28 protein-coding genes are annotated in these 26,512 nt (G+C 38.2%); 23 read left to right on the top strand and 5 right to left on the bottom strand.

The genetic code is table 11. The features are described 5' to 3' along the window. Both minD and minC read right to left on the bottom strand, forming a co-directional pair. Window positions 1-810, bottom strand: coding sequence for a septum site-determining protein MinD (minD, locus tag OM33_RS18730; protein WP_040135895.1), 810 nt, complete (start codon window positions 808-810; stop codon window positions 1-3). 12 nt (window positions 811-822) lie between these two features. Beyond that, window positions 823-1,518 carry a septum site-determining protein MinC gene (gene minC / locus OM33_RS18725; protein WP_040136988.1) on the bottom strand — a complete coding sequence of 232 codons (696 nt, stop codon included), beginning with the start codon at window positions 1,516-1,518 and terminating at the stop codon, window positions 823-825. Window positions 1,519-1,653: 135 nt separating this feature from the next. Here minC and OM33_RS18720 point away from each other — a divergent pair, with 135 nt between their 5' ends. The 14 genes from OM33_RS18720 (at window position 1,654) to asd (ending at window position 16,771) form a co-directional block, all read left to right on the top strand. Further along, window positions 1,654-1,932 (top strand): YcgL domain-containing protein, encoded by a 279-nt coding sequence (locus OM33_RS18720; RefSeq protein ID WP_040135893.1) that lies wholly within the window; start codon window positions 1,654-1,656, stop codon window positions 1,930-1,932. Window positions 1,933-1,964: 32 nt separating this feature from the next. After that, complete coding sequence (locus OM33_RS18715) at window positions 1,965-2,948, top strand: lytic murein transglycosylase (protein ID WP_407681058.1); 984 nt, start codon at window positions 1,965-1,967, stop codon at window positions 2,946-2,948. Between the two features lie 114 nt (window positions 2,949-3,062). After that, entirely contained in the window at window positions 3,063-3,563 is a 501-nt protein-coding gene (locus tag OM33_RS18710; protein WP_040135888.1) for a YcgN family cysteine cluster protein, read from the top strand. After that, a complete protein-coding gene (locus OM33_RS18705; protein WP_040135886.1) occupies window positions 3,563-4,075 on the top strand; it encodes an RNA methyltransferase in 513 nt (170 codons plus the stop codon). The genes OM33_RS18710 and OM33_RS18705 overlap by 1 nt, the downstream gene beginning before the upstream one ends. A gap of 32 nt (window positions 4,076-4,107) precedes the next feature. Further along, window positions 4,108-5,406 carry a MipA/OmpV family protein gene (locus OM33_RS18700; protein WP_040135884.1) on the top strand — a complete coding sequence of 433 codons (1,299 nt, stop codon included), beginning with the start codon at window positions 4,108-4,110 and terminating at the stop codon, window positions 5,404-5,406. A 255-nt stretch (window positions 5,407-5,661) separates the two neighbouring features. After that, entirely contained in the window at window positions 5,662-6,423 is a 762-nt protein-coding gene (locus OM33_RS18695; protein ID WP_040135882.1) for a DUF3450 domain-containing protein, read from the top strand. Between the two features lie 12 nt (window positions 6,424-6,435). Then, entirely contained in the window at window positions 6,436-7,800 is a 1,365-nt protein-coding gene (locus OM33_RS18690) for a MotA/TolQ/ExbB proton channel family protein (protein ID WP_040135880.1), read from the top strand. Between the two features lies 1 nt (window position 7,801). Next, window positions 7,802-8,329, top strand: a complete 528-nt coding sequence (locus tag OM33_RS18685; RefSeq protein WP_040135878.1) for a MotA/TolQ/ExbB proton channel family protein — start codon at window positions 7,802-7,804, stop codon at window positions 8,327-8,329. Window positions 8,330-8,358: 29 nt separating this feature from the next. Further along, window positions 8,359-8,769, top strand: a complete 411-nt coding sequence (locus tag OM33_RS18680) for an ExbD/TolR family protein (protein WP_040135876.1) — start codon at window positions 8,359-8,361, stop codon at window positions 8,767-8,769. A 2-nt stretch (window positions 8,770-8,771) separates the two neighbouring features. Continuing rightward, the gene (locus OM33_RS18675; protein WP_040135874.1) at window positions 8,772-9,374 is read left to right on the top strand and encodes an energy transducer TonB; all 603 of its coding nucleotides are present in this window, start codon (window positions 8,772-8,774) and stop codon (window positions 9,372-9,374) included. 92 nt (window positions 9,375-9,466) lie between these two features. Further along, entirely contained in the window at window positions 9,467-10,765 is a 1,299-nt protein-coding gene (locus OM33_RS18670; protein ID WP_199922549.1) for a tetratricopeptide repeat protein, read from the top strand. A 261-nt stretch (window positions 10,766-11,026) separates the two neighbouring features. Then, entirely contained in the window at window positions 11,027-12,634 is a 1,608-nt protein-coding gene (locus OM33_RS18665; RefSeq protein WP_040135870.1) for a hypothetical protein, read from the top strand. Window positions 12,635-12,711: 77 nt separating this feature from the next. Then, a complete protein-coding gene (locus OM33_RS18660) occupies window positions 12,712-15,438 on the top strand; it encodes a TonB-dependent receptor plug domain-containing protein (protein WP_040135868.1) in 2,727 nt (908 codons plus the stop codon). A gap of 226 nt (window positions 15,439-15,664) precedes the next feature. Continuing rightward, window positions 15,665-16,771: an aspartate-semialdehyde dehydrogenase gene (gene asd / locus OM33_RS18655; protein ID WP_040135867.1), complete on the top strand. Its 1,107-nt coding sequence runs from the start codon at window positions 15,665-15,667 to the stop codon at window positions 16,769-16,771. A gap of 72 nt (window positions 16,772-16,843) precedes the next feature. Here asd and OM33_RS18650 read toward each other — a convergent pair whose 3' ends face one another. From OM33_RS18650 to OM33_RS18635, 3 genes are all read right to left on the bottom strand, one after another. After that, window positions 16,844-18,514, bottom strand: a complete 1,671-nt coding sequence (locus OM33_RS18650) for a tetratricopeptide repeat protein (RefSeq protein ID WP_199922548.1) — start codon at window positions 18,512-18,514, stop codon at window positions 16,844-16,846. 215 nt (window positions 18,515-18,729) lie between these two features. Beyond that, window positions 18,730-19,653: a helix-turn-helix domain-containing protein gene (locus OM33_RS18645; RefSeq protein WP_040136984.1), complete on the bottom strand. Its 924-nt coding sequence runs from the start codon at window positions 19,651-19,653 to the stop codon at window positions 18,730-18,732. 326 nt (window positions 19,654-19,979) lie between these two features. Then, on the bottom strand, window positions 19,980-20,321 hold the full coding sequence (locus tag OM33_RS18635) for a hypothetical protein (protein ID WP_040135864.1): 342 nt from the start codon (window positions 20,319-20,321) through the stop codon (window positions 19,980-19,982). 160 nt (window positions 20,322-20,481) lie between these two features. Between OM33_RS18635 and OM33_RS18630 the strand changes: the two genes are divergently transcribed. From OM33_RS18630 to OM33_RS18590, 9 genes are all read left to right on the top strand, one after another. Further along, entirely contained in the window at window positions 20,482-20,745 is a 264-nt protein-coding gene (locus OM33_RS18630) for a hypothetical protein (RefSeq protein ID WP_040135862.1), read from the top strand. Continuing rightward, the gene (locus OM33_RS18625; protein WP_040135861.1) at window positions 20,745-20,945 is read left to right on the top strand and encodes a hypothetical protein; all 201 of its coding nucleotides are present in this window, start codon (window positions 20,745-20,747) and stop codon (window positions 20,943-20,945) included. Before OM33_RS18630 ends, OM33_RS18625 begins: the two co-directional genes overlap by 1 nt. Beyond that, window positions 20,945-22,324 carry a replication initiation factor domain-containing protein gene (locus tag OM33_RS18620; protein WP_052141177.1) on the top strand — a complete coding sequence of 460 codons (1,380 nt, stop codon included), beginning with the start codon at window positions 20,945-20,947 and terminating at the stop codon, window positions 22,322-22,324. The genes OM33_RS18625 and OM33_RS18620 overlap by 1 nt, the downstream gene beginning before the upstream one ends. Continuing rightward, window positions 22,315-22,632: a hypothetical protein gene (locus OM33_RS18615; protein ID WP_040135859.1), complete on the top strand. Its 318-nt coding sequence runs from the start codon at window positions 22,315-22,317 to the stop codon at window positions 22,630-22,632. The genes OM33_RS18620 and OM33_RS18615 overlap by 10 nt, the downstream gene beginning before the upstream one ends. A 2-nt stretch (window positions 22,633-22,634) precedes the next feature. Then, window positions 22,635-22,874 carry a hypothetical protein gene (locus OM33_RS18610; RefSeq protein WP_040135856.1) on the top strand — a complete coding sequence of 80 codons (240 nt, stop codon included), beginning with the start codon at window positions 22,635-22,637 and terminating at the stop codon, window positions 22,872-22,874. A gap of 18 nt (window positions 22,875-22,892) precedes the next feature. After that, window positions 22,893-23,120 carry a hypothetical protein gene (locus OM33_RS18605; protein WP_040135853.1) on the top strand — a complete coding sequence of 76 codons (228 nt, stop codon included), beginning with the start codon at window positions 22,893-22,895 and terminating at the stop codon, window positions 23,118-23,120. Window positions 23,121-23,235: 115 nt separating this feature from the next. Next, the gene (locus OM33_RS18600; RefSeq protein WP_040135851.1) at window positions 23,236-24,699 is read left to right on the top strand and encodes a hypothetical protein; all 1,464 of its coding nucleotides are present in this window, start codon (window positions 23,236-23,238) and stop codon (window positions 24,697-24,699) included. Beyond that, window positions 24,690-25,100, top strand: a complete 411-nt coding sequence (locus OM33_RS18595; protein ID WP_052141175.1) for a DUF2523 family protein — start codon at window positions 24,690-24,692, stop codon at window positions 25,098-25,100. The genes OM33_RS18600 and OM33_RS18595 overlap by 10 nt, the downstream gene beginning before the upstream one ends. After that, window positions 25,100-26,389: a zonular occludens toxin domain-containing protein gene (locus tag OM33_RS18590; RefSeq protein WP_040135849.1), complete on the top strand. Its 1,290-nt coding sequence runs from the start codon at window positions 25,100-25,102 to the stop codon at window positions 26,387-26,389. The genes OM33_RS18595 and OM33_RS18590 overlap by 1 nt, the downstream gene beginning before the upstream one ends. Window positions 26,390-26,512: the final 123 nt, after the last annotated feature.

Raw genomic sequence — 26,512 nt, 5'->3', positions numbered from 1 at the left:
TTAACCTCCAAATATCCGTTTCAGTAGGCCTTTCTTTTCAGCTTCCAAAAAGCGGAAATCAACTTTCTCGCCAAGTAAACGATCAATTGCATCCGAATACGCTTTTCCTGCATCAGAATCCGAATCGAGTATCACTGGTTGACCCGAGTTAGACGCATTTAATACTGCTTTTGATTCAGGGATCACGCCAAGCAGATCGATAGCAAGAATGTCTTGCACATCTTCCACAGATAACATTTCACCGGATGCAACTCGCTCAGGGTTGTAACGCGTAAGTAATAAATGTTCTCTTACGTTTTCAAGACCTTCTTCAGCACGTTTAGACTTGCTTTGTAAAATACCTAAAATACGATCTGAATCGCGCACCGACGAAACTTCAGGATTGGTTGTTACGATTGCTTCGTCTGCAAAATAAAGTGCCATCATTGCACCTGCTTCGATGCCTGCTGGTGAGTCGCAAATGATGAAGTCGAAATCTTTTTTGAGTTCATTCAGAACGATTTCAACACCTTCTTTCGTTAACGCATCTTTATCACGCGTTTGAGAAGCAGGTAAAATAAATAGTTTTTCAACACGTTTATCTTTAATAAGCGCTTGATTTAAATTTGCTTCGTTGTTGATTACATTAACGAAATCATAAACTACACGGCGTTCACAACCCATAATTAAATCGAGATTACGCAAGCCAATATCAAAATCAATGATAACGGTTTTATAGCCCTTTAAGGCAAGTCCAGTACCGATTGCAGCACTAGATGTAGTTTTCCCCACACCGCCTTTACCAGATGTGACAACAATAACTTTTGCCATGAAATTTATCCTTTAAACCAAAGCTGAAATTTTTAATGATTCATTTTCTAACGATATACAAGCAGCATTGCCCCAAGAATCGCCTTGTAGTGAGTCGCTTAACCAATAATTACCATTAATTGAAACGAGTTCGGCATTAAGTTTTTGACAGAAAATAACAGATTCTTGTCCTTTTGCACCGGCAATTGCACGGCCTCTTAGTGTACCGTAAACATGGATATTGCCATCTGCAATAACTTCAGCACCAGGACTTACTGAGCCTGTAATGATTAAATCACGATTTTTTGCATAAACCTGCTGACCACCACGCACATTACCGTTAATAATTTGTGCTGGCACAAAAACCTCTTTTTCCACAATGGATGTGTTAGCTGCTTGTGCTTTTGTTTTGGGTGCTTGGTCTTTGCTGTAACTTAAAATTGATAGCTTATGAAGTTTAGCGGCAGTATTTTGCTCTTCTGTGCCATTACAAATACCGACAGGGTTTAATTGTAAATCAATTAATGATTGCTTTAGTTTTGCAAAATCAACATGTTCATTTGGAACTGACTGAAGATTGATTACAATAGGGGCCCCAAAGAAAAACTTGGGAACTTGGGCAATTTTTTCATCCAATTGACTTAACAGGCCGTCTATATCGTTCTTAAATAAGTGCAGTACAGACAGAGTAAAAAGGTTCCCTTTTAATTCAAAAATTTGTTCCGACATAATCTCAATTATTATTATAAAAATTAGTGATCTATTTTCGCTTATTTCGCTGCTTTGAGCGCAATTTATCTCACTTTTAATTAATGCCATGGTATAGTGTGAAGCAGTGTTTCGCAAGCAGTAAAAGGTGATTGAATGCTTAGTGCAGTATATAAAAGTAAAAAAAAGGCTGATACCTATCTTTTTGTCGAAAAAAGAGATGATTTTTCAAAAGTTCCGGAACCTTTAATGGCAACATTTGGTCAACCAACTTTTGTAATGCTAATAAATTTAGACAAGCGAGAAAAATTAGGCGTTGCTGATCTTGATAAAGTAAAACAAGAACTTTCTGAAAAAGGGTTTTACCTTCAGTTACCTCCTAAGCAAGAAAATTTATTAGATGAATTTAAAAAACAAAATGGAGTTTCTCAATAGTGTTAAAAAAACTCGCCCTAATCACAGCAAGTATTATTTCGGTCTCTACCTTTGCAGATGAAGAGCAAGCAAAATTTAATCAGTATGTTGCAGATTTAAAAGCTGAAGCAATTGAAAAGGGATATAAAAAATCAATTGTTGAAGATGCCTTTGCTACTATCAAATTTAAAAAGAAAGTAATCAAAGCGGATAAAAACCAGCCTGAAGTAAAAGAAACCCTCGAAACGTACCTTCCTAAACGCGTACCAAAATGGAAAATAGACCGAGCGCGTAAACTTTATAAAGAAAATAAAGATGTGCTCGAGAAAATTGCTGAGCAATACGGTGTTCAAGCCCGTTTTATCGTGGCACTGTGGGGGCTTGAAAGTAATTTTGGTAAAATTCAAGGCTCAACACCTGTAATCTCATCGGTTGTGACACTTGCTTATGATGGCCGTCGCGAAGACATGTATAAGCGTCAGCTTTGGGCCGCATTAACCATTTTAGAAGAGGGGCATATAAGCCTTGAACATTTTAAAGGTTCTTGGGCTGGCGCAATGGGACAAACCCAGTTTATGCCAACATCGTTTAACGCATACGCTGTTGATTACGATGGAGATGGTAAAAAGGACATTTGGCAAAATAAATACGATGCCTTTGCATCAATTGCCAATTATTTAAAAAAAGCCGGTTGGAATGATAATTTAACTTGGGGTCGCCAAGTGGTTCTTCCGCAAGAGTTTAATAATCAGCACATTTTGCAGCGTGGTACACGCACACGCAAACAATGGCTAGATAACTGGTCAAAGTCAGAACGTGATTTAGCTTCATGGCAAGCACTTGGCCTTCGACGTACCGACGGTTCAGATTTACCACAGGTTGATATAACCGCTGCACTTGTTATGCCAGATGACATTAACGGTAGAATGTATTTAGCTTACGACAATTATAAAGCGTTAATGCATTGGAACCGCTCTTACTACTTTGCCACATCAGTTGGTTATTTATCTGACCGAATTGGTTATCCTAAAATTTAATTTACCTTATTTATAGCGGTGTCAATTAACAAAAGGCACCGCTACTTATCATTAATAATTTCGCTTTTCTCAATTAACTAGCATAAAATATCGGCCTTGAAATTAGGGGCAAGTATGTTAGAAGATAAATTTTGGCTTAAAAAATCATTAGCTGAGATGAACCAAGATGAGTGGGAAGCAATTTGTGACGGTTGTGGCAAATGCTGCTTACATACCTTTATTGACAGCGACGAGCAAGATGAAACCTTTGAGAGTACTGATGTACTCAGAGAGGGTGAAGAAATAATTTATACCGCTATTGTCTGTCGATATCTTGATACCAAGAAATGCTTTTGTACTGAGTATGAACAACGAACAACACTCGTACCTAGTTGTGTGAAATTAACAAAAGATAATATTGACGATATTTTCTTTATGCCACCAAGTTGCAGTTACCGTCGATTACATGAGGGCAGAGGCCTTGCTTCATGGCACCCACTATTAAATAACGGTAGTAAAGCAGTTATGCATCGTATGGGAATTAGTGTTAAAGGTCGCGTGATGAAAGATAATCAAATTGATATGGAATTATTTGAAGATTATATCGCTGATTGGCCAAAAGAGGATCATGATTGATGTCACGCACTGAGATTGTTCTAATTAACCCTAAGAGTGCTACAAATGTTGGTGGCGTGATGCGTGCCGCAGGGTGTTATGGTGTTGAGAAAGTGCATTATACTGGTAATCGTTATGGTCACGCACAAAAATTTGCTACTGATACAAAGCAACGAGTGGAAGAAATTCCGCTTACAGCACTCACTGACATCAATACACTTGTTAAGTCCGATACTAAAATAATTGCCGTTGAGTTAATCGATGGTGCTACGCCGTTGCCACATTTTACTCACCCTGATAACGCCATATATGTACTTGGACCTGAAGATGGTTCTATTAGAAAAGACGTACTGAAATATTGTGACGACGTAGTTTACATACCGACCAAAGGTTGCATGAATTTAGCAGCCACTGTTAATGTTGTGCTATATGATAGATTAGCAAAAGCAAGTAACACAGATTACTCACGCGAGTTTTTGCTTGAAAATAGAGATAACAATAATAAAGTCTCGTTTAACAAAAACAAAAATTAGTCACCAATAGCAAACGCAGCAGGAAGGAAACAATGCAATTCATTAATGGGTTTAATTTATCTGCTTTCTCGCTCATAACTGTTTTAACTTTTAGTGTGAATGCTGCTGAAAAAGAAAAAGAGTGGGGCATCGGTGCAACGGTAAGACACGCTAGTATCCCATTTGCAACACAAGGTGATACAGTCAGCAGCTTTGTTCCTATGATGTTTTTTAAAAATGAACATTTCTATATTAAGGGATTAGAAGCGGGGGCTTATTTACACTCACAAAGTAATCATCATTTTAATGCGATCACACGCATGCGTTTTTTTGATATTCCCTTTGAATATCAGAATCAAGTACAAGGTGATACCTTCGATTTTGGCGGTCAATACAAATTTAACTTCGATAATTCGCAGTACCTGGTTAGCGAATTGATGACTGACTTAGAGGGCAACCCTTATCTTAATTTTGGTTATTTGTATAATTACAATAAAAATGATTGGGATGTAAATCTATCAACGACTTTACGTTATAAAAGTGCATCATTTAATAGTCATTATTATGCGCTTAATGACCTTACTAATGAAAGAATTGGTGCTGGTGCTGATTTAACCGTTAAAGCTGAAGGCCGTTATCACCTAGTAAGTAATTTGTATTTGCTTGGTTCTGCGTCGATTACCGCGTTAGATAACAATGTTAAACACGCATTTGCAGTTGATGATTCTTATTCCCACGAACTATTTTTGGGCTTTGCGTTTTTTAATAACAAACATAAAGTGCCCAAGCTCATTGATAATAAAGCCTATTGGCGTGTTGCCCACGGATTTGCCACACCTTCCAACATAGGTGACATTCTTCGGGGGGATAGTGTAAAAGATCCCTATAATAATCAATTAACCTCGTTATTTTATGGTCATCCATTAACAGATGATTTATTTGGCTTACCTTTAGATATTTATCTCACTCCAGGTGTCGCATGGCATTGGCAGTCAGAAGTACAGTCCAATATTCAAGAGTACGTTGTAGCGATTAAAGCCTATTACACGTTGCCACTTCCATGGAAAATTCGCTTTGGTGTCGCAGAAGGTCTCAGTTATGTATCTAATGTGACCTACATTGAACGCTCCGAAATGGAAAGAAAAGGGTATCGTCCAAGTGAATTGATGAACTATTTAGATTTTTCGTTAGACATTAATTTAGGTGATGTCTTTAATTCACCGAAATTACAAAATACCTGGTTAGGTTACAGCATTCACCACCGTTCTTCTATTTTTGAATCCGCACAACAGTTTGGCAGGATTAAAGGCGGTAGCAACTATAACACCTTCTATCTTCAATTTACTTTTTAGCACAGTGAAACAATACGTTTCAATTATGACAACAGCAATACCATTTTGTCATGTCATTGAAAAGCTGTGGTTACAATTCGGTTAAAAAATCATCTTAACCAAAATATTTTTAGCATCTAATGCGTTGAAAAATAAACATTAATCAACTTAAAGTTTCATTTTTATTGTTATGTAATGTAAATGAAACGTTTATGAAACCCTTGTGTCATTTTGCATCTCTAGACTATGCGCAATCATTTAATAGGGTTACATAAAATGTTTACAACTAAGTTTAGTCGAAAGGTTTTAGTTACTGCTTTAGTGGGTTGTTCACTAACTGCGGTCGCTAATGAACAGCTTAAGCCTGTGATTGACAGTGCTAGCAAAATTAATCAGTCAGCACAAAAATCACAAACTAAAATTGATAAAATTGCCGACACGATGCAAGGACGTTTGCAGCAATTTAAAACAGTTAATAAAGAAATTGACGGTTTAACGATTTATAACAAGCAATTAGAAAAACAAATCGCTAATCAGCTGTTAGAAATGGAAAACATTAACGTTTCAATCGATCAGGTATCTGTTATTGAACGTCAAATTACCCCGTTAATGTTAAAAATGATTACTTCACTTGAGCAGTTTGTAGCTTTAGATGTGCCATTCCTTCCAAAGGAACGTGCTAACCGTTTAGCATCGTTAAAAGAGTTAATGGACCGTGCCGATGTTGCATCTAGTGAAAAATTCCGTCGCGTACTTGAAGCTTATCAAATTGAAGTTGATTACGGTCGTACTATTGAATCTTACACTGGTCTTATCGATGTTGATGGTCAAGAACGTGAAGTAGATTTTCTTCGCATTGGTCGACTCGATTTAATTTATTTAACAAAAGATGGCAAAAAAGCAGGTATTTGGAATACCGAGGCGAGTAACTTTGAACGTCTTCCTGATAGCAATATCTCGCAAATCAATAAAGCGATTCGCATTGCTAAAAAGCAACTTGCACCAGACATGCTAACCCTGCCAGTTAAAGCAGTTTAATTCGAGGCCATTATGTTATTAAAGAAATTTGTAAAATCAGTTGTTGCTGCAAGTACACTATTAACAATAAATGCTTTTGCTGCAGAACCTGTAAATCTTGATTCACTACTTAAAACGTTAGAACAAGGTAACTACCAACAATCACAAGAAAACCAACAACGTGAAGCTGAGTTTGTAAAAGCAAACAATCAACAAGCAGCGTTACTACGTGCTCGAATTAATGCACGTGATGGCTTAATTAATGATTCAACACGCTTTGAAACGCAATTCGAAGAAAATGAAATTAAATTAGCTAACATGAGCGAAACGCTAAACAAACGAATGGGTTCATTAAAAGAATTGTTCGGTGTATTACAACAAGTTGCTGGTGATACACAAAGCAAATTTATTACGTCGAACGTTTCAGCAGAATTACCTGGTCGTGGTGCTTTTTTAAGTGAGCTCGCGCAAAAAATGGGTTCGAGCTCAAAACTCGCGTCAATCGAAGATATTGAAAAAGTGTGGTTCGAATTACAACGCGAAATGACTGAACAAGGTAAAGTATCTCGCTTTAACCGTGACGTTATCGTTGCAGGCGGCGAAAAAGTCAATAAAGAAGTCGTTCGTGTTGGTTCATTTAACTTAATTTCTGATGGTAAATATTTAAATTACAACGCGACTACTAACACGTTATCAGAATTAACTCGTCAACCAGCTGCGCGTTTTCAGTCAAGCGCTGCGGATTTACAATCTGCGAATTCTGGATTTGTAGATTTTGCTCTGGACCCAACGGGTGGTTCAATTCTTGGTTTACTTGTTCAGGCGCCAAGCACTGAAGAGCAAGTTCACCAAGGTGGTGCGGTAGGTTATGTCATTCTGGCTATTGGTTTAGTTGGTTTACTGATTGCGTTAGAGCGTTTTGTATCACTGATGATTATGGGCGGTAAAATCAAGCGTCAACTTAAAACTGATGTGGCGTCTGATGACAACCCGCTTGGTCGTGTTATGAAAGTAAAAGATCAGTATCCTGATGTGACCTATGACACATTAGAGCTAAAACTTTCTGAAGCCATTTTACGTGAAATGCCGCGTATTACACGTAACCTAACTCTAATTAAGATCATCTCAGTTGTAGCACCGTTATTAGGTCTACTTGGTACGGTTACCGGTATGATTAATACCTTCCAAGCAATTACGTTATTCGGTACTGGTGACCCGAAGCTAATGGCTGGCGGTATTTCAACAGCGCTTGTAACCACAGTGTTAGGCCTTGTTGTTGCAATCCCTACGGTATTTATTTACACACTGCTTAATACTCGCTCTAAAAACCTATTGGTAATTTTACAAGAGCAAAGCGCAGGCATTATTGCTGAGCGCAGTGAGAAAGGTGCGCAGTAAGATGGTTATCTTTGCGGACTTCATCAACGCGATACGTGATTTTCTAGACACCGGCGGTTCTGTGCTGCTGGTGATCGGAATCCTAATTTGCGCTATGTGGTTACTGGTAATTGAACGTTTTTTATATGTTTTCACAACATATCGTTCGAATAAACAATCAGTAATTTCAAATTGGTTTGCTCGCGAAGAACGCAATAGTTGGGAAGCGGAGCAAATTAAACAAGCAAATATTTCGCGTATTAGCTTAAAGCTTAATCACAATTTACCCATGATTAATATGTTGGTTGCTCTATGTCCATTACTTGGATTATTAGGCACAGTCACCGGCATGATTGAGGTATTTAATGTAATGGCAATCACAGGTACAGGCAGTGCACGCTCAATGGCATCGGGTGTATCTAAAGCAACTATCCCAACAATGGCGGGTATGGTTGGTGCACTTTCGGGTGTATTTGCCGCAACGTATTTACAACGTAAAGCAAAGCGTGAAGTTGCGTTGCTTGACGATAAATTGGTCTTAGACCACTAACACCAATTTTAAGAATTTAGGAGCTAGTTATGAGAGCACCATTAGCAAATGTATTTCAAGAAGAAGAAAACGAAGAGATCAATATGACCCCAATGTTGGATGTTGTATTTATCATGCTTATTTTCTTCATTGTAACAGCCACTTTTGTTAAAGAAGCAGGCATTGATGTGAACCGTCCTGAAGCGGCAACAGCAGTTAAAAAAGAACGTGCCAACATCTTAGTTGCGATTTCTGACAAAGGGGAAATTTGGATCAATAAACGCCAAGTAGATGTTCGTGCTGTACAAGCAAACATTGAACGTTTACATGCTGAAAATCCTCAGGGTAGCGTTGTAATCCAGGCAGATAAAAAAGCCACTACTGACACCCTAATTAAGGTGATGGATGCAGCGCGTTCTGCAGGTGTATTTGACGTATCAATTGCGGCTCAGGAAGCGTAGACATGCGTTATTTTATTTCCACTTTAATCGCAATTTTAGTTACTGCATTGTTATTTTTTGGCATGCAAGCGCTAATACAAAGTGGTGATGGTGTGGCAAGTGAACCGGTTCAAGGTAACGTTTTAGACTTTGTAAGGCTCAAACAGGAAGAGTCGGTACAAAAGAAAGAACGTAAGCCGCAAAAGCCACCGAAGCCAAAAGAGCCACCACCACCAATGGCACCACAGGCGAGTAGTTCTGATACAACACAAACAGCTAGTAACTTTGATTTTTCTGCGAATGTAGATACCAATGTTGATTTAGCAGCGGGCCTAGCACTTGATTCTGGAGATGGTGAATACCTTCCAATTGTTAAGGTATCACCCGTTTATCCACGTCGAGCATTAAGCCGTGGTATTGAAGGTTATGTGATTGTTGAATTTACAGTAACTAAGTCAGGTACTGTGTCTGCTCCTCGGGTAATACAGGCAGAACCAGAAGAGATATTTAACCGTGCAGCCATGGATGCGGCACTTAAGTTTAAATACAAACCACGTGTTGTAAATGGTGAAGCAGTAGAAGTAGCCGGTGTACAAAACAAGATTACGTTCCAAATTAATGGCTAATCGTTTAAGGCAATGAAAGATTTCATTGCCTTAAACCTGAACTTTAACCGCTGTTAAGTGTGTATAAATAAATAGAGTTAGGTTGAATTACAATGTTGAAAAGAAATTTAATTAGTATTGCGTTAGTGAGCTGTGTATTTGGCGCACCACTAAGCGATGCAATTTTGAATACCGAATTTGCTTCTGTTCAGGCTGAAGAAGTGAAAACAAAGCGTGTACCTGCACTTCGTAATAAAGTGTACACACAATTGGCACGTGCCCAAAAACTTGCTGATGATGGAGATGTTGCAGCGGGTATTGAAGCGCTTGATATCGTTAAGAAAAAATCGTCAAGTATGAACAGCTATGAAATAGCCATGATGTATAACTTTTACGGTTTTATTTATTACAATGAAAATCGTGTTAGCGACGCTATGGCTGCTTTTGAAAACGTCGTAAAACAAGACCCAATCCCAGAAAGCTTAAAATTAAATACCATATTCTCGTTGGCACAACTTGCCATGGCGGAAGGTCAGTTTGACCAAGTAATTAGTTATTTAAATCAGTGGGAATCGCTCAATACGAAACCACCTCAAGCAAATTATTACGAATTAAAAGCAAACGCGAGTTACCAGGTCAAAGATTATAAAAGTGCAGTTCAATTTATTAATACGGCAATTAATTTACATGATGCTGAAAATAAAGATGTTAAAGAAAACTGGTATGTATTACTGCGTGCTTCTTACTATTCATTAAACAAACCAAAAGACGTAGTACGCGTGCTTGAAGAGATGGTGCTACGTTTCGATAAGCCAGAATATTGGGTGCAACTAGCGGGTATGTATGGCGAAATTGGTCAAGATAATAAACAACTTGCATTAATCGAAACAGCAAAACAACGCGGTTTTTTGAATGACGGTACAAAACTCAAAAACCTTGCGCAAATCTATATGTATTCGGGTCTGGCATACAAAGCAGCAAATGCAATGGAGCTAGGTTTTGAGCAAGGCAACATTGAGAAATCTGCGAAAAACCTTATTTTTGTAGCAGAAGCCTATATGCAAGCACGAGAAGATAAAAAAGCAGTGCCATATTTTATTGCTGCGGCAAAACAAACAGAAAATGGTGAGTATGATCGCCGCTTAGCAGAAGTTTATCTTAATTTAGAACTGTTTGATGAAGCTGCTGATTCAGCACGTGAAGCCCTAGATAAAGGTGGATTGAAGCAAGAATCTAATGCGTATATTGCGCTTGGTATGGCGCAATATAATTTAGAAAACTTTGATGCGTCTATATTAGCCTTTGAACAAGCAAAGAAATTTAAAAAAGCAGAACGACTGGCTCAACAATGGTTGCAATATGTGAAACGTGAAAAACTTGATAAAGACACATTAAGCAAGGCGTATCTGTAATAGTTTTATAAAATAAAATTTGTAATCAACCTCTAAGGGACCTATATGGTCCCTTATTTCATTGTAAATCAGCAACTTCCGAAAATAGCCATTCAACAGCTTCAAACTCACTATTTTAAAAAATCTGACAAGAAACTGTCATCGACACGTTAATTAAGTGTAACCCATTTGACACATAAACCCTCTAACGTATACGCAATTCTAAATTAGTGCATAAGCACACAAAAGCGAAAAAGCTTAAAACTATCAACGGAGAAAACAATGAAACTTTCTGGTTTATTTAAAGTGAGCATGGTTGCGTCAGCATTAACACTTGCAGGTTGTGGCGGTGGCGATATCAATATTACACCAACAACAATTGATAACAGCGTAGACAACTCTGTAACAAACCCAAGCACAGGTACACCAGTAGAAGAAATTTCATGTGCAACTTACACACTAGACGGTGCTGAGTTCACAGGCGAAGCAGAAGGCGTAAACTGTGTTTATAGCCAAGCTTTCGCAAGTAACGCAAAAGATATCACAAGCTCTTTCGTTATTCCTCGTCTTGAAAATGGCGGTGCGCACGTATTTGAAGGTGCATTATTCATCGGTAAAGATGTCGATACGTCAACAGGCGCTACAATCGATGATAATGGCCCTACGCTTTCAATTGAAGCAGGCGCTACCATTGCGTTTACAAAGCCTGAAAGCTTTATCCGTATTGCACGTGGTGCAAACATTGAAGCAATCGGTGAAGTTGATAAACCAATCGTTTTCACTTCAATTGCAGAAGTAGATGGTGACGATGCAACAACTGCTCAAATCGGTGACTGGGGTGGTATTCAGGTAAATGGTCGTGGTCATTCAATCCGTTGTTCTGCTGATTCAGCATCACAAGACCTATGTAACCACACTGCTGAAGGTATTGTTTCATACTACGGTGGTAACGACCCACAAGATAACAGCGGTATCTTAAAGCATATTGTTATTAAGTATGCAGGTTACGGTGTTGAAGGTGATGAACTAAACGGTCTAACGCTAAATGCTGTTGGTTCAGGTACAACAATTGATTATGTTCACGTTCACAACGGTTTTGATGATGGTATCGAATTATTTGGTGGTTCTGTAAACATTAAGCACATTGTTGTAACTGAAACGGGTGATGACGGTGTTGACTGGGATGAGGGTTGGAAAGGTATGGGTCAATACATCCTTGTTCACTCAAAACAATATGGTAACCACGGTTTCGAAACAGATGGCGCGAAGAAAGATCCACTTTCAGCTGACGGTCAAGGCCTAGTAACAACAGTTTCAAGCCCAATTATTGCAAATGCGACTGTAATTGGTACAGGTTCAGAAGGTGCAGAAGGTCGTCGTACTGGCGCGGGTATGGAGATGAAAGAGTGGGGTAAAGCACACATGGCTAACATCCTATTCGCTAACTCTTCAACTGAGTCAGGCGCTGCATGTTTAGACTTATACAATGAGAAAGATAAGTCTGGCGCAGCAGGTGTTCATGCAAATGCTAAAAATGGTGACATCAAGTTCGAAAGCGCAATCTTTGCATGTGGTCTTCAATTTGAAGAAGTTAACACAGCACTAGAAGGTGACTTAGCTGGTTTTGATATGGCTGCATGGTTCGCTGCAGGTAGCAATAATCAAAACATTGGCTTCGTAAGCTTCGATAACATCTTTGCAGCAGATGGCGTTTCTACTAAATCAGCAATGATGGATAAAGATGGTAATGCAGTAACAACGGTTGCTAAAGATATGAGCGAAGTTAACTCATTCTTTGATAATGCAGGTTACGTTGGTGCAATCCAAGAAGGTGCAACAGGTGACTGGGCTGAGTTTGTTAAAGCTTCATTAGCACGCGCTGGTCAATAATCTAAGCCAAGTATTCAGTTATGGTGTGGCAACTGCCACACCAATTTATATGTACTATCGGTTTAGAGGATTTAACTATGAAACCAAAAAAGCAATTTAAAGCTAATTTAGTTACGCTTTCAGTGCTTTGTGCGTTTTCGTCATTTTCCTCACTTGCAGATGATAATGAACAAGCACAAGTACAACAAGAAATCGAAGAAGTTGTTGCGACTGCAAGCCGTTTAAAAGGTAGCGCGAGCGCAGTAATTGAAGAGCGTAAAAACCAAGCTTTCGTTGCCGACATCATGGGTGCTGAGCAGATCTCACGTACCGGTGATTCAGATGCAGCTTCTGCACTTCGTCGTGTAACAGGTCTGAGCTTAGTTAACGACAAATTTATTTATGTACGTGGCCTTGGTGAACGTTATTCAAGTGTTCGTTTGAATGGTGCTTCGGTGCCAAGTCCAGATTTAACACGTAGTGTAATTCCGCTTGATATTTTCCCATCAAGTATCATTGAATCACTCTCAGTACAAAAAGCGTATTCACCAAATATGCCAGCAGCATTTGGTGGTGGTGATGTGAATATTCGTACTAAAAGTATTCCTAATGAACGTGTATTTAAAGTGGATATTGGTGCAAGCTACAAAGATACCAATGACAAAGGCTATACCTATGAAGGTGGTAGTGATGATTGGTTAGGTACTGATGATGGTTCACGTGCAATGCCAGGTACAGTACGTGCAGCACTTAATCGCTATGTAAACGGCCTTTCTGATATTTCAATTCGCAATATTCGTGATGTGGAATCAAAAGCATTAGGCAGTGATATCGGTCAAGACGCAGCGATTGCGCTGAATAAAGATTTAATCAAAGCATTGCCACGTGATTATGGTCTAACTGAAGAAAGTTTGAATCCTGATTTTGGTGTAAAAGCTGTTTATGGCGACCGTTTTGATGACTTATTTGGCTTTGGCGGTTCACTTGGCTTTTTAGCCAGTGTTGCTTATGACAATGAATGGTCAAACTCTGAAGAGTTTTCAGCAGTACTGTCTGCGGTTGATGCAGCAGCTACTGGCGATTGTTCAACCAATACATTCGCATGTTACTCCGCTAAAAATAACAAACAGTCGACTAAGAATAATATCAAGTTAAATACGTCGTTTAACTTAGGTTACAAGTTAGATGGACATGATTTAACAGCAACATATATGCAACTTCGTGATACTGAAGATGAAGCTTCTGTTGCAATCTATCAAGAGCCTTCGAAGTCATTAAGTATTGCAGATGGCCAAGTTCAGCGAAGCCATACTACGTCATTTGAAGAGCGACAGCTTGATATCCTTCAATTACGTGGACAACATAATTTAACGTGGAGTCTGTTAGATGGTGTGGGTGTTGATTGGCACTATACAGATTCAACAGCAACCACTGAGATCCCAGGTGAACTTGAAATAACCGTGCGCGATGAATACCAAAATGGTCAATATCAACGCACCTTCTATAACGGTTCACTCGGCGGTAATCCTTACCTTTATCGTTTTGTCGACATGGAAGACCAAGTTGAAAACTGGGGTCTTAATGTTAATAAAGTATTCTACTTTGCAGGGTCTGATTTAGAACTCTCTGGTGGTGGTTACTTTATCGAAAAAACGCGTGATTACCGTACCGATTTCTTCAACTACCGTTTTGCTCAAACACAACAACTTGAGTTAGCGCAAAGTGAAGATGAAGCATTAAATATTGGCAGTTACTTTAGTAACGATAGCATGGTTGATAACACAGATGTTGAAATTCTTTTCCAAGAACCAACAGCTGACGATTACCTTGCAGCACAGATGATTGATGCTTATTTTGGTGCATTTGATTACACCATTAATAATAATTGGCGTTTAAGTGGTGGTGTGCGTTACGAAGACTTCCGTCAAGTAGCTTTAGCGTTTTCACGCAGTGCGTTCGACCCATCATTGCTTGCAGATAAGCTAAGCAGTGAAGCAATCGAACAAGCAACTGTATTAGAAAATGACTATTTTGGTTCATTATCAATGACCTATAGTCAAGATACATACCAAGTTCGCTTTGGTTATGGTAACACAGTTGTACGCCCTGATTTACGTGAACTTACACCAGTACAGTATCAAGATCCGCTGACAGATTACCGTACTTTAGGTAATCCATATCTTGAATCAAGTTACCTAGATAACTTTGATGCACGTGTTGAGTTCTACCTTGAAAGCGGTGATAACTACTCAATTGGTGCATTCTATAAAGATATCGATAGCCCAATTGAAGCACTATTAACTGAAAGTGATGGTCGTTTCACACTGCAATTTGACAATGCTGACAACGCAGTTGTTTATGGTATTGAAGCTGAGTGGATGACAGAACTACACGCCGATATGTTAGGTGGTGCGTTCTTCACATCAGGTAACATCACAGTGAGTGACTCGGAAGTATCCATTCTTGAGAGTCAACGTGGTGATTTAACAAATTTAGAACGTCGTATGACAGGTCATTCTAAATACGTAGCAAACTTGCAGCTTAACTATGATTCACATAATGGTAATCATCAAGCGTCTGTGATTTATAACGTATTTGGCGACCGTATATTAGCGGCAGGTGTTAATAACTTTGACGATGCTTATGAGCAACCAATTAACTCATTAGATATTGTATATAGTTACTATCCAAACTTTAATTCGACAATTACGTTTAAAGTTAAGAATGTGTTAGGTCAAGACTTTGAAGTTGAGCAAAACGACGTGTTAATTCGTCAAAAAGAAATGCCAACTGAAATTAGTTTAGACTTCTCATATGAGTTTTAACAGCCGCACTCTAAAACAGTGACTTTCAACTAAACCTAGCGTATTTTTATACCTAGTCAAAAAGCTCAACATCTGTTGGGCTTTTTTTTGTTATTTTTTAAACATTCACGGTACAACGGTAGATTTCTAGAAGTCTAAATGATAGATTCGAATTTCTGCTTTCTCGCAGTACATTAATAACTCTCACGCATCAAAAGTTATTACATTTTATTTAGGAATTAGAATTATGTTAAAAGTTGGTTTAGTCGGTTGGCGTGGTATGGTTGGCTCTGTATTAATGGAGCGCATGCAACAAGAAGGTGATTTTAAGAAAATTGATGCGACCTTTTTTACCACCTCTCAAACCGGTCAGCTTGGTCCTGATTTTGCAGGCGATGCAAAACCACTTCTTGATGCAAGTGACGTTAACGAACTTGCAAAAATGGATATTATCTTAACTTGCCAAGGCGGCGATTATACTAAAGCAGTGTACCCTGGTTTACGTGAAACAGGCTGGGATGGCTACTGGATTGATGCTGCCTCTGCACTTCGTATGGCTGATGACAGTATTATTGTACTTGACCCTGTGAACCTCGATGTAATTAAGCAAGGGTTAGAGCAGGGCGTTAAAACATTTGTTGGCGGTAATTGTACTGTATCACTGATGTTATTAGCGCTTGGCGGTCTGTTTGAGCAAGACTTGATTGAATGGGTGAGCCCAATGACATATCAAGCGGCATCAGGTGCAGGCGCGCGTAATATGAAAGAACTTATTGCACAAATGGGTGAAATTTATAGTGAAGTTGCTGATAAACTCGATCCTGCTTCGGCTATTTTAGAAGTTGATAAGTTGGTTTCTGAAAAAATTAAATCAGATTCATTGCCCACCGACCAATTTGGTGTGCCATTAGCGGGCAGTTTAATTCCTTGGATTGATGTGCCTATGCCATCAGGTCAAAGTAAAGAAGAATGGAAAGCAGAAGTTGAAGCCAACAAAATTCTTGGCAGCAATAAGCAACCTATCCCTGTAGATGGGTTATGTGTGCGTATTGGGGCAATGCGTTGTCACTCACAAGCAATGACCATCAAACTTAAAAAAGACATTTCTGTTGAAGAAATTGAATCAACTTTAGCGTCACATAATGAGTGGGTTAAAGTTGTTCCGAACGAACGCGAAATTACCTCTAAAGAGTTAACACCTGTTAATGTGACAGGTACGTTATCAATTCCTGTTGGTCGAATTCGTAAATTATCGATGGGCCCTGAATATATCAGTGCCTTTACAGTCGGTGATCAACTACTTTGGGGTGCTGCAGAACCACTTCGTAGAATGCTGCGCATTATCACAGATTAATAAATTTAAAAGCCATTACAGAAATGTAATGGCTTTTTCTTTTTATTAAGCGTTTATATTATTGTTTTATATCTATTGATTTATGATTGTAAAAATTGCCTCTAGTGCTGGGTCAATCCCTGAGAAATATTGCCCAGATGAAAGGCTCACAGGAACATGAGGTGCAATCCAAATCCGATGGTCTTCCGCTTTTGATGCTTGATGATATTGCGAAGAGACAATACCAAGGGTTTTACTATAAGGTAATTTAAACCATCCTGCCTCACTGAGCGCATTTGGTCTCGAGCCACTTGGTTCACCAACAATAATGGCATTTGAAATGCGTTCTATATCAACTAAAAGGTTATGGGCTGCAGAAAATGTATTTCTTCCAATGATCACAAATACTTTACCTTGTGGTTTTAATGCTTCAAATTGTGCAATAGTTTTGAGTAATGGTGGATATTTACTGCCATCTCCACCGGCATTATGACGTAGATCGATTATCAAGTGTTCTACACCTTTTTTTGAAATTTCCTTACGAAGTACCTTATTAAATGCCTTAAATGAAAGAGTAGGGTCATTGTGTACATAGTTATATTGCATGTAGACAGATGAATAGTGTGATAAATGGGTAAACCAATATTGCTTATCTACTTTTAGATTATGTACTAAGTCGTGACCTTTAAGAGCAGGCAGTTTTGGAAAACCATTAAACGTCATAGCCCTGATTGTTGGTGTTATTGTAATTCTTTTTCCGTCACTATTTTCTAATAATAACGTAACTTCTGAGGAGTTACGTACGATACCTAACCCCTTCAACACTTCAGGTAATGCTAAATAGTGCGGGCCTAACCATAAATGTTGCATTTCATTATCACGTGCATTCACACGGTTTACTTTAGTTAAAGCATCTTCAATTGGCATACCTGCAATTTCAATTAATTTATGCCCTATAAGAGACTTATATTCGTTGTCTGCATTTACAATAAATATTCCATCACTGAATTTATAAAATTGAACAGGTAGTTGATTAAAGGATCCTTTCTCATTAAAAGTGGGAATAATGAAATTATGACCATTGCCTAATAAAGCAACTAACTCCATAAATCTGAATATGATTTCTTTGTCATTGAGTTTAGGTATATCATTTTTAATGTTTGTAACCATTCGCTCAAAATGCTGTTTTGAAACATTATGGAATGGATTAACGTGAAGACGTTTAATTTCTGACATGAGATAGTTTAAATCATACTGCCAAGATTGGTCTCGCGTCATGTTATTAGGTAAAAAAGTGCCAATCGCTTTTTTAAACTCGTTTAAATGGTGGATTTTGTTGAAGTGCTCGTCTTTAGCCAGTAAATGTTTTCCATCATAACGTGCATCAAGCGCTTTGTTTATCCAATTAATTGCTTGCGTTGGTCGATTGAGTTCAGCATAGGATTGTGCAATTTTAATCATAATATCATTACTGGGAGCTGATCCATCAGGAATGCCAGATAATACAGTGCCAATAGCGAGTGTTTTTTTGTAAGCATCCACTGCATTTTGCCATTGTTCAGTTTTGAAATAACTAAGGCCAAGCAAATACCATGTATCACCGTCATCTGGATATTGATCAGTTAAAGACATCAATATCACATTTGCTTCTTGCCAGTTTTTAGTGCGGATTAAATTAAGAGCTTTGTTACGATTTAAGAAGTATTCTGACGGAGATGAAACTTGCTTTTCTGAGAATAAATGGCCAATTGATTGATTAGTCATTTTAGAGGAGCGATCGTGCGCATTGATATTTGCACTCGAAAGACTCAAACACACAACTATACATTGAACAGCTATTAATAATTTTGACCCATACATATTGATTCGTTTTACCTTAAACTAGTTAAAATACTAAAACGAATATAAGTCTGAACAAGGGTGTAATCGTCCAAAATCAGGATTCTGGACGTTTCAAATTCTAATGTTATACGTTTAAACTAACGATTTTGCTGTATTTTTACGAATTCACTCGGTGTCATACCAACTTCACGTTTAAACACATTATTAAAAGTAGATTTCGAACCAAAACCTGATTCAAGTGCAAGGTCTAACAGCTTCAAATTACCATTAGTATTTAACGCTATTTGACGCTTTAAATATTCAATTCGCAATGAGTTGATGTACTCGGAAAAATTTTTTCCAGAAACTAAATTAATTGCCCAGGATAAGTCTTTAATGTTTAAGCCGGTTTTGTTCGAAATATCGGTTATGGTTAATCTTTGTTGTTTATACAATGCTTGCTGTTTTATTAATTCATCCACGCTTTTAAAAATACCTTGCGCTGTTGGTAACTCATCGGCGGGTTTATATGGACCTGACTTTTTAAGCAATGTTTCGTACGAAATCATTTCTGTAAATAACCGTGGTTGGTTAATCACCTTAAAAAGAAGAAATAATGAAATACCAAATAGTATGAGTGTGTTTGTAAAATACCAAGCCATCTTAAAATCAATTGACAGATTAATATTGGTTTGAAGGTTCAATCGAATCAAATCGGTTACCACAATTATTGCAAAAATGAATAATGCTTTGCGTAGCCAGGTAAGTTCCATTGACTCAGCATCTGCACTGGCTGATTGCAGCACTGAATGATAACGATGTAAAACTTTAAATGAGAATCCTAGGTAAATAATTTGGCTAATAGAACCAAACGCAATGATTGTTTGCGTGAACCCAGTAAACGGTAGAGCTAGAATCACAGGACTCAAATGAAGTAACTTGTTTAAATGCGTTATTTCTTCATCATGAACAATAGAACGCACAAAATTATATATTAATGGTCCTACAATCAAAGTCAGCGCTGGTGTAATTAAAAAAGATACACGAATCAATCGAGTTTCTTCAAGAAAGTTTAACGACATCAGGATCGCTTGATATATGAAAAAGTAAGCTAAACTTTTATATGATTTTGAGTGCCAGGTTAAAACTGCGCCAATAGTTGTAAGTGTTAAAAATGCAATCTGAACTAAATTTACAGGAAGAATTTCGAAGGGTTGAAGCAACATCTGTTTATGATCATTTTTATTTTATTCATCGATATTATCATGAGTATGTATTTGTTTGCTCAAAATAATTTGAGTGTAGATAACAAGAAAACGGATTATATAAATAGGATAGTTTGTACAATTCATGGTATTAAACTGTTAAACATCCAATTTAACATAACGTACATTATGGGTTATCAAGGTTAAGCGAAAGTCTCCTTACTTTCTGGTTCTGCTGCAAGCCCTAAACATAGACCCACAATCGCACAAGCAGCACTAATCTTTTTTATAACATCTGTCCATACTGCAGATTCTTCTTTTGACTTCGATTTTTCTAATGCCAATTGCAATAAAGCCTCTTTAACATCAATTTCCATCGCTTCAGCAATGTATATCACTTGGTTGGCTGTCAGGTGTCTTTCACCTTTTCTAATTTTAGACAAGTTACCCTGATGTAAACTTTCAACATCAGACAGCACTTGTTTATCCTGAGTGTAGTCTTTAAATTTTTTATACTTATCAATAAGTTCGCTACTAAAAGCCATAAGTACCTCCTTTATAAATCTATTATAAATACAAAATCTCAAAAATGACATTTTGAAAAATATCACATTTGACATATTGACACATGTCAAAATTTACATTACGCTAAATATCAAATTTGACATATAGTCATTTTAAGACGGATTTGATAAGGAAATAATTATGCTTTCAGATAAAACTTTAAAAGTTCTAACTGCAATCATTAATAACGAGATTAGAGAAAAAGCATATATCCGTTCTATTCAAACTGGTGTTGTTGAAAACGGCATCCTTCAACAAATGGATCTCGAAATAGCTGATTTACACGCTATCTGTTACCAGCTAATCAACTTCAAATCAAATCTACAAAAACGCGATATTTCAATTGTAAAAACATCATTAGGAGCAACGGCATTTGCTCTTAAAGCCGCAAAGGTTGCTAACTAGTGATTTTCTACTGGCAAGAAATCCCTAACCAAGATGAATACGGCCTTATGTTTAGCGGCCTAGATACGTATTTATCTTTTTATTCAAAGTCTGAAATGCTGGCTTGGATAATTGATTACCAACGTGGTGCCGAATTCGAGCTAGTAGAAGTTGACGAAAACAACCGTGAAGAATTATTGATGTCGGGGGCGTTTGACTAATGAAACTAGCGCCTAAACCACAATATCAGAACGTAACTAAGGTCGATTACCTAACAGTTACTTTTTGCCCTGCTGAAATTCAACGCCTTAAAACAATGGCTAAGTGGCATGTTTCTACGGGTGAATATAAGCATTATCGCGAAGCTTACAACGCTTTAATTTGCTCTGAAATCTTTAGTGAAGATGGTACAGACGACTTTGATTTAGTGAATGAAACTAAACGCACAACTGACCGCTTTTTTACTGAGGAATCAGAAAAAGCCTATAACGATTTATTTGATAACAACACGCGTTATTCAAACAACATGCCTTATGACCAAAAAATGGCCTTATGCAAAGTTGTCGTCAAAAAAACACAGAAATACAAGGTATTAGAAAACCTTATTCAAGGTGAATTACAACATTTCTTAACGCTACTAAATACTGTAGTTGCTAAAGATTCAGACCGAATGAACCCTGACGAACAACCGTGGACTATTCGCCAAAACCAAGGCGGAATGTTTACTTATGACCATTCAGCAACACTTTACCGCCACGGGGTAAATAGCGGATTAGTTGCATGGGGTGCTAATAATGCTGGCTGTATGGTTTCTTTTTCGGGTACTGGTTGTAAAGGTTTAGATTTAAACCTATTGCACAAATTACTTAAACGTATGCCACACGCAAAAATCACGCGTCTTGATATTGCTTATGATGACTATGAGGGTGAAATCGGTGTTGATGAATACTTAAAGCAATATGAAATGGGTCATTTTGCTTTAACTAATCAAATGCCTAACTGGTCATATATTTGCGGTGGTACATACGTATCGCTATCAAAAGAACAACAAGCTGATTTCAAGAAAAAACACGGCTGGCAAAAGAAATATGACTTAGTGCCTAATGCTGGTTCTACGCTTTATGTGGGTTCACGTTCTAACGGCAAGATGTTTAGAGCCTATGAAAAAGGCCGCCAAATGGAATCAACTAACCAACCAAATTGGGTTCGTGCTGAATTAGAGCTACGCGCAACTGACCGCACTATTCCACTTGATGCACTTATCAATACTGATGCTGTATTCGCTGCGGCCTATCCTGCCCTAGCCTTTATTTCCGAAAAACGTCTAGTTATCCAAACCACTAAACGTAAAAAACAAGATTCAAAACTAATTGATATTCGCGCACAACATGACGCCACTGAGCAACGCTTATTTAAATATCACAAGCTTGCATATGGTAAGTGCGTTAACTACATGAAACAGATTTTACAGCTATCAGATAGCGAAATAGTTAAACAGTTAACCAAAGGATTGGCGATTGATGATATGCCAACCAAGTTAAGGCAAACACTCGTTATGCCACCGAATTTTAACCAATCGGAGAACATCCCATGTCATTAAAAGTTGTTTTATTAGGTGCCACTTTAGGCAACGGTATCAGCACAAAATCTGGTACACCAAAACCATATTCAATTGCATCTATTGATTACATTGTACCAGCGAGCAGCTATCACGCTGGTGACCATAACATCGATAAATGTGGCTTTGATAAGAAGTCAGTAAACATGCAGCACAACACTGAACTATTTAACAAAGTTCAAAAACTGTCTGTTCAACATGGTGTTTGTGATGTTGATTTAATTCTATCACCTGACCCAGAAAACCCAGCACGTAACATTGTTACAGATATTACGTTAGCTAAGGACTAATTATGCAATGCGTAACGATTTTACAAGACGGTACATTACAGGCCAGTAATACAACCTGTGATTTTGTAATCGTTACGCAGGAAGAATACCTAAATTTAGGTGTACAAGGATTAGCGAATTTGCTTACTGAGCTATTCGCTTTTGATTTAGCAATATTTGGTTTTGTTTCATCATCACTAGCTGTTGCTTTCATCTCTTTCCATGGTTTAGGACGTGTTGTCCGTGCCATGGGTAAATATTAAACGTAAGGAAATATCACTATGAAAAAATTCATGAAACACGCAAAAACTAAAGCAGCAAAAGCAGGTTTGGTAATTGCATCAGGTCTAGCGGCTGCATCTGCACAGGCTCAGGATTTAACAACAAAAATCACTGAAGCAAGCACTCAAACAGATGCCAACTTAACAACGCTTTACCTAGCTATTTTCGGATTTGCTGTTCTTGGTTTCGGCTTCTGGATGATTATTAGCGCAATGAAGAAAGGCTAATGTTTACGTCTATTTTTCTCTCTGTCGCAGTTTATTACTGCGCCTTTGAGGGATTTAGTTCAGCTATTAGAACTTCTTAACTGGCGGGTTTTCCCGCCTTTTTTATCGGTGATTTATGCGTAAGCTTTTATTAATTCTATCCATTTTATCCAGCCCATTGTTTGCAAGTGATTATAATGATTATGTTGTTGAACACTTAAAATTAAAAAAATATGAGGTTGTACGAGCAAAACTAGAAGAAAGGCCGCTTTATAAATGTATATACGAAATAAAGAATGGTGAAGGTTTAGGTTCTGATGTAGATAAAACACCTGCTGAATGTTCAAACCTCGCTCAAGACGTTTTTAGAGACTATAACGATGACCCTTTTGGGGCGGAATGGATTTTCGATGAAATTGTCAGTGAATTAAGTTGCTCTAGCAATGACGTTGGCTCGGATGGTGCTGGCGTTTACTATTGTGTTATTGGTAAGCGTTACAAAAACCCAAGCACACCAGAAGACTGGATCTATCACTTTAAGACAAAATATTATGATTTTATCTTGAGAATGAATCTCTCTAAATCCGAATTAATAAAGGTGTGTCCACCCACAGAAACATCACCAGCGACTAAAGGACCGATAGCACTTGATAATGAACTATTAACCCAACCTAGTTGGTGTTATGACCAAGCAGACGTCGGTGACCCGTACAGCGAATGCCCTGAACCTAGCCCTGATGATATACAGGTATTTGGTACTGAAGACGGCTTTACTAAGCACTGCTTTAATAACCCAAACGGCACACAATGCCACATTGAAACAGACGAAACAGGTGGTTATACATTACCTCTTCAATACGCATCACAAGAAATTTCAGCGTGTGAAAAATCGAAATCAAATGACTCACCTGACCCCGATAAAACAACAGACCCCGACCCACTGCCAGATGGTGAGGATACAGACAATACTGACCAAACAACTGAACTAGACGCCCTTAATCAAGCAAATGACAACCTTGATGTAATTAACAAAAATATTAATGACGGTAATGTGGCCGTAGCTGAGCGTTTAGAGCAAAACACTGCTGAAACACAAAACAGCAATGAATATTTATCAAGTATAAAAGACAGTTCCTATAACTCGTCTTTAAATTCGACTATTCAAAATTCACTGTTAGAGCAAATATCAGAAAAGCTAGACGGCATTGGATCGGGTGACGGTACAGGTAGCGATACTGGTGATGGTAATGATGACAGCACTGATGAAGATACGCCACCAATTACAGCAACCGCAGAGCGCAAAACTGGTGGGTTAAATGACTTTTTCACGGAAGAAGACAAAGCAACATTGGTTGCTGAGCTTGAGGCTAAAAAACTAGCTTTAACTGATGTTTATACGCAGATTCAGAATGATGTCACTGAGCGTTTCAATTTCAGTAATAGCATTTCTGGTACGTATGAATCACGCAAAATCTCATGGAGAGGACACGAAAAAGAAGTTGGCGCACAGCGTTTGTCTGAGAATCTTTTTAAACAACTTGCGCCAATCGTTTTATTGGTTTGCTCAATCATTGCTTTAGGGATTTTATTATGGGAATGAAGACTAAAACACTCTTACTTGTAATGCTTTTTTTGCCACTGTTCGCACTAGCCGATACTTACACAGGCGAGCAAGGTGTTGCGCAAATGCAGGGGGATTTTATTACTGATTTATGGACTTATTTTGAATCAGATGTACCTAACTTTATTCAGCGTATGTACTCGTATTACATTGAATATATAACCATAGCTTACATAGCTGTAAAAATTGAAATGGTTAAGCTTTCATGGTCTGTTGCCGAACGTATTTTAGAAAACTACGACATAGCAAGCCGCATAATTTCACAGGCTGAGTCATTACCTCAGGACGTTAAAGCAATGCTTATTGATATTCGTTTTTTTGATGGTCTTAATTTTATTATTCAAGCGGGTGTTGCTCGTTTTGTTATGAGGTTTATGTAATGGCAGCGTCAATATTCCATGGCCCCCCTGGTTCGTTTAAATCAGCCACCGCTACATGGTTCGAAATCATTCCAGCCCTTCGCAAAGGTCGCCTTGTAATCACTAACATTGAGGGTATTTATCCGCTCGAAGAAATTGAAATTGCACTACAGGAAGAATTTCCAGAAACAGCGCAATTATGGCGTTTATCATCACAGAATGAAGACGGCTTAAACCTTTGGCGAAATTGGTTTTGCTGGGCGCCTGTAGGTGCATTAATTCTTATTGATGAGGTCCAAGACGTTTACCCAACTGAGCGCACATTTAAGCCTGAGATTGAATGTGTCTATAAACACATATCAACGTTTAAAGATCTATTACCTTCGCATTGGTACGACTATCACATAGAAAAGCTAGACAGCATAAAACCAGAACAGCTTTCATCAGCAGATATTGATGATACAGGACGGGAGTTATTTAACGAACATGGCCACATTATATACCCTAAAAACCTCAAAGAAGCCTACATGCGACACCGTAAATACAACTGGGATATTGTCGTCGCAACCCCTGACATTACAAGCGTTCACAAGTACATCAGAAACGTCTCAGAAGAAGCCTATTGCCATAAATACTTCTCAGGACTCAGCTGGATACCTTACTTCTACCGACGTCCGAGAATCCACCTCCACCCAGCAAAGCTCGACGGTAAAACAATCACAAAAGGTGACGCAACAAATTGGAAGAAAGTCCCGCTTGACGTCCACAAATGCTACAAATCAACCGCAACGGGCGCTATTACAGCGGGACGCGGTAAAAATATCGCAAGTCTTCCTCTCGCCATTATGGGTGGTGCGATACTCGTTTGGGTCATTGCTGCAATTGTTTTTCTATCCAATGGTGATGATGGTAAAACCGTATCTCAAAACACCAATTCGAATAGTGTTAAAACTACTCAAAAAGCTGCTAGTTCTTCTAGTAGTAATGCTAGTGTTCAGACTAGTGATAGCAGCATTCATATTCTAGAACTGCCTTATAACGCAACAAAAATGTATGTTTCAGGTGTGGTTGTAAAACAAGATGGTGCAGCATTATCGAGGCATATCATATTTACATTAGAGACACCCGATTATGGCGAATTATCACTTAACAATGTTGATTTGCTTGAAATGGGTTACACAACAAGGTTTAGAGGTTCTTGTAATGTAACAATCTATCAAGGGCAGTCTGAATACACAGCGTTTTGTAATCCAGTTCGATACCAACCTCCACAACAAGATAATTATGATTCTGAGCCAAGCGAAGCCTGAGCGTAGCGAAGAATCATAGTTTAACTCTTTTGGGGTTATTAGGGGCTTGTCCCTGATGCAAAACCAACATGCGAATAACAATACCCGTACATCAAATCAACAAGGGCAAAACACGCTATATTT

The organism is Pseudoalteromonas piratica (assembly GCF_000788395.1).
GTDB classification, from domain to species: domain Bacteria; phylum Pseudomonadota; class Gammaproteobacteria; order Enterobacterales; family Alteromonadaceae; genus Pseudoalteromonas; species Pseudoalteromonas piratica.
The sequence above is the reverse complement of the archived record's forward strand: the minus strand, read 5'-3'. Positions and strand labels throughout refer to the sequence as shown.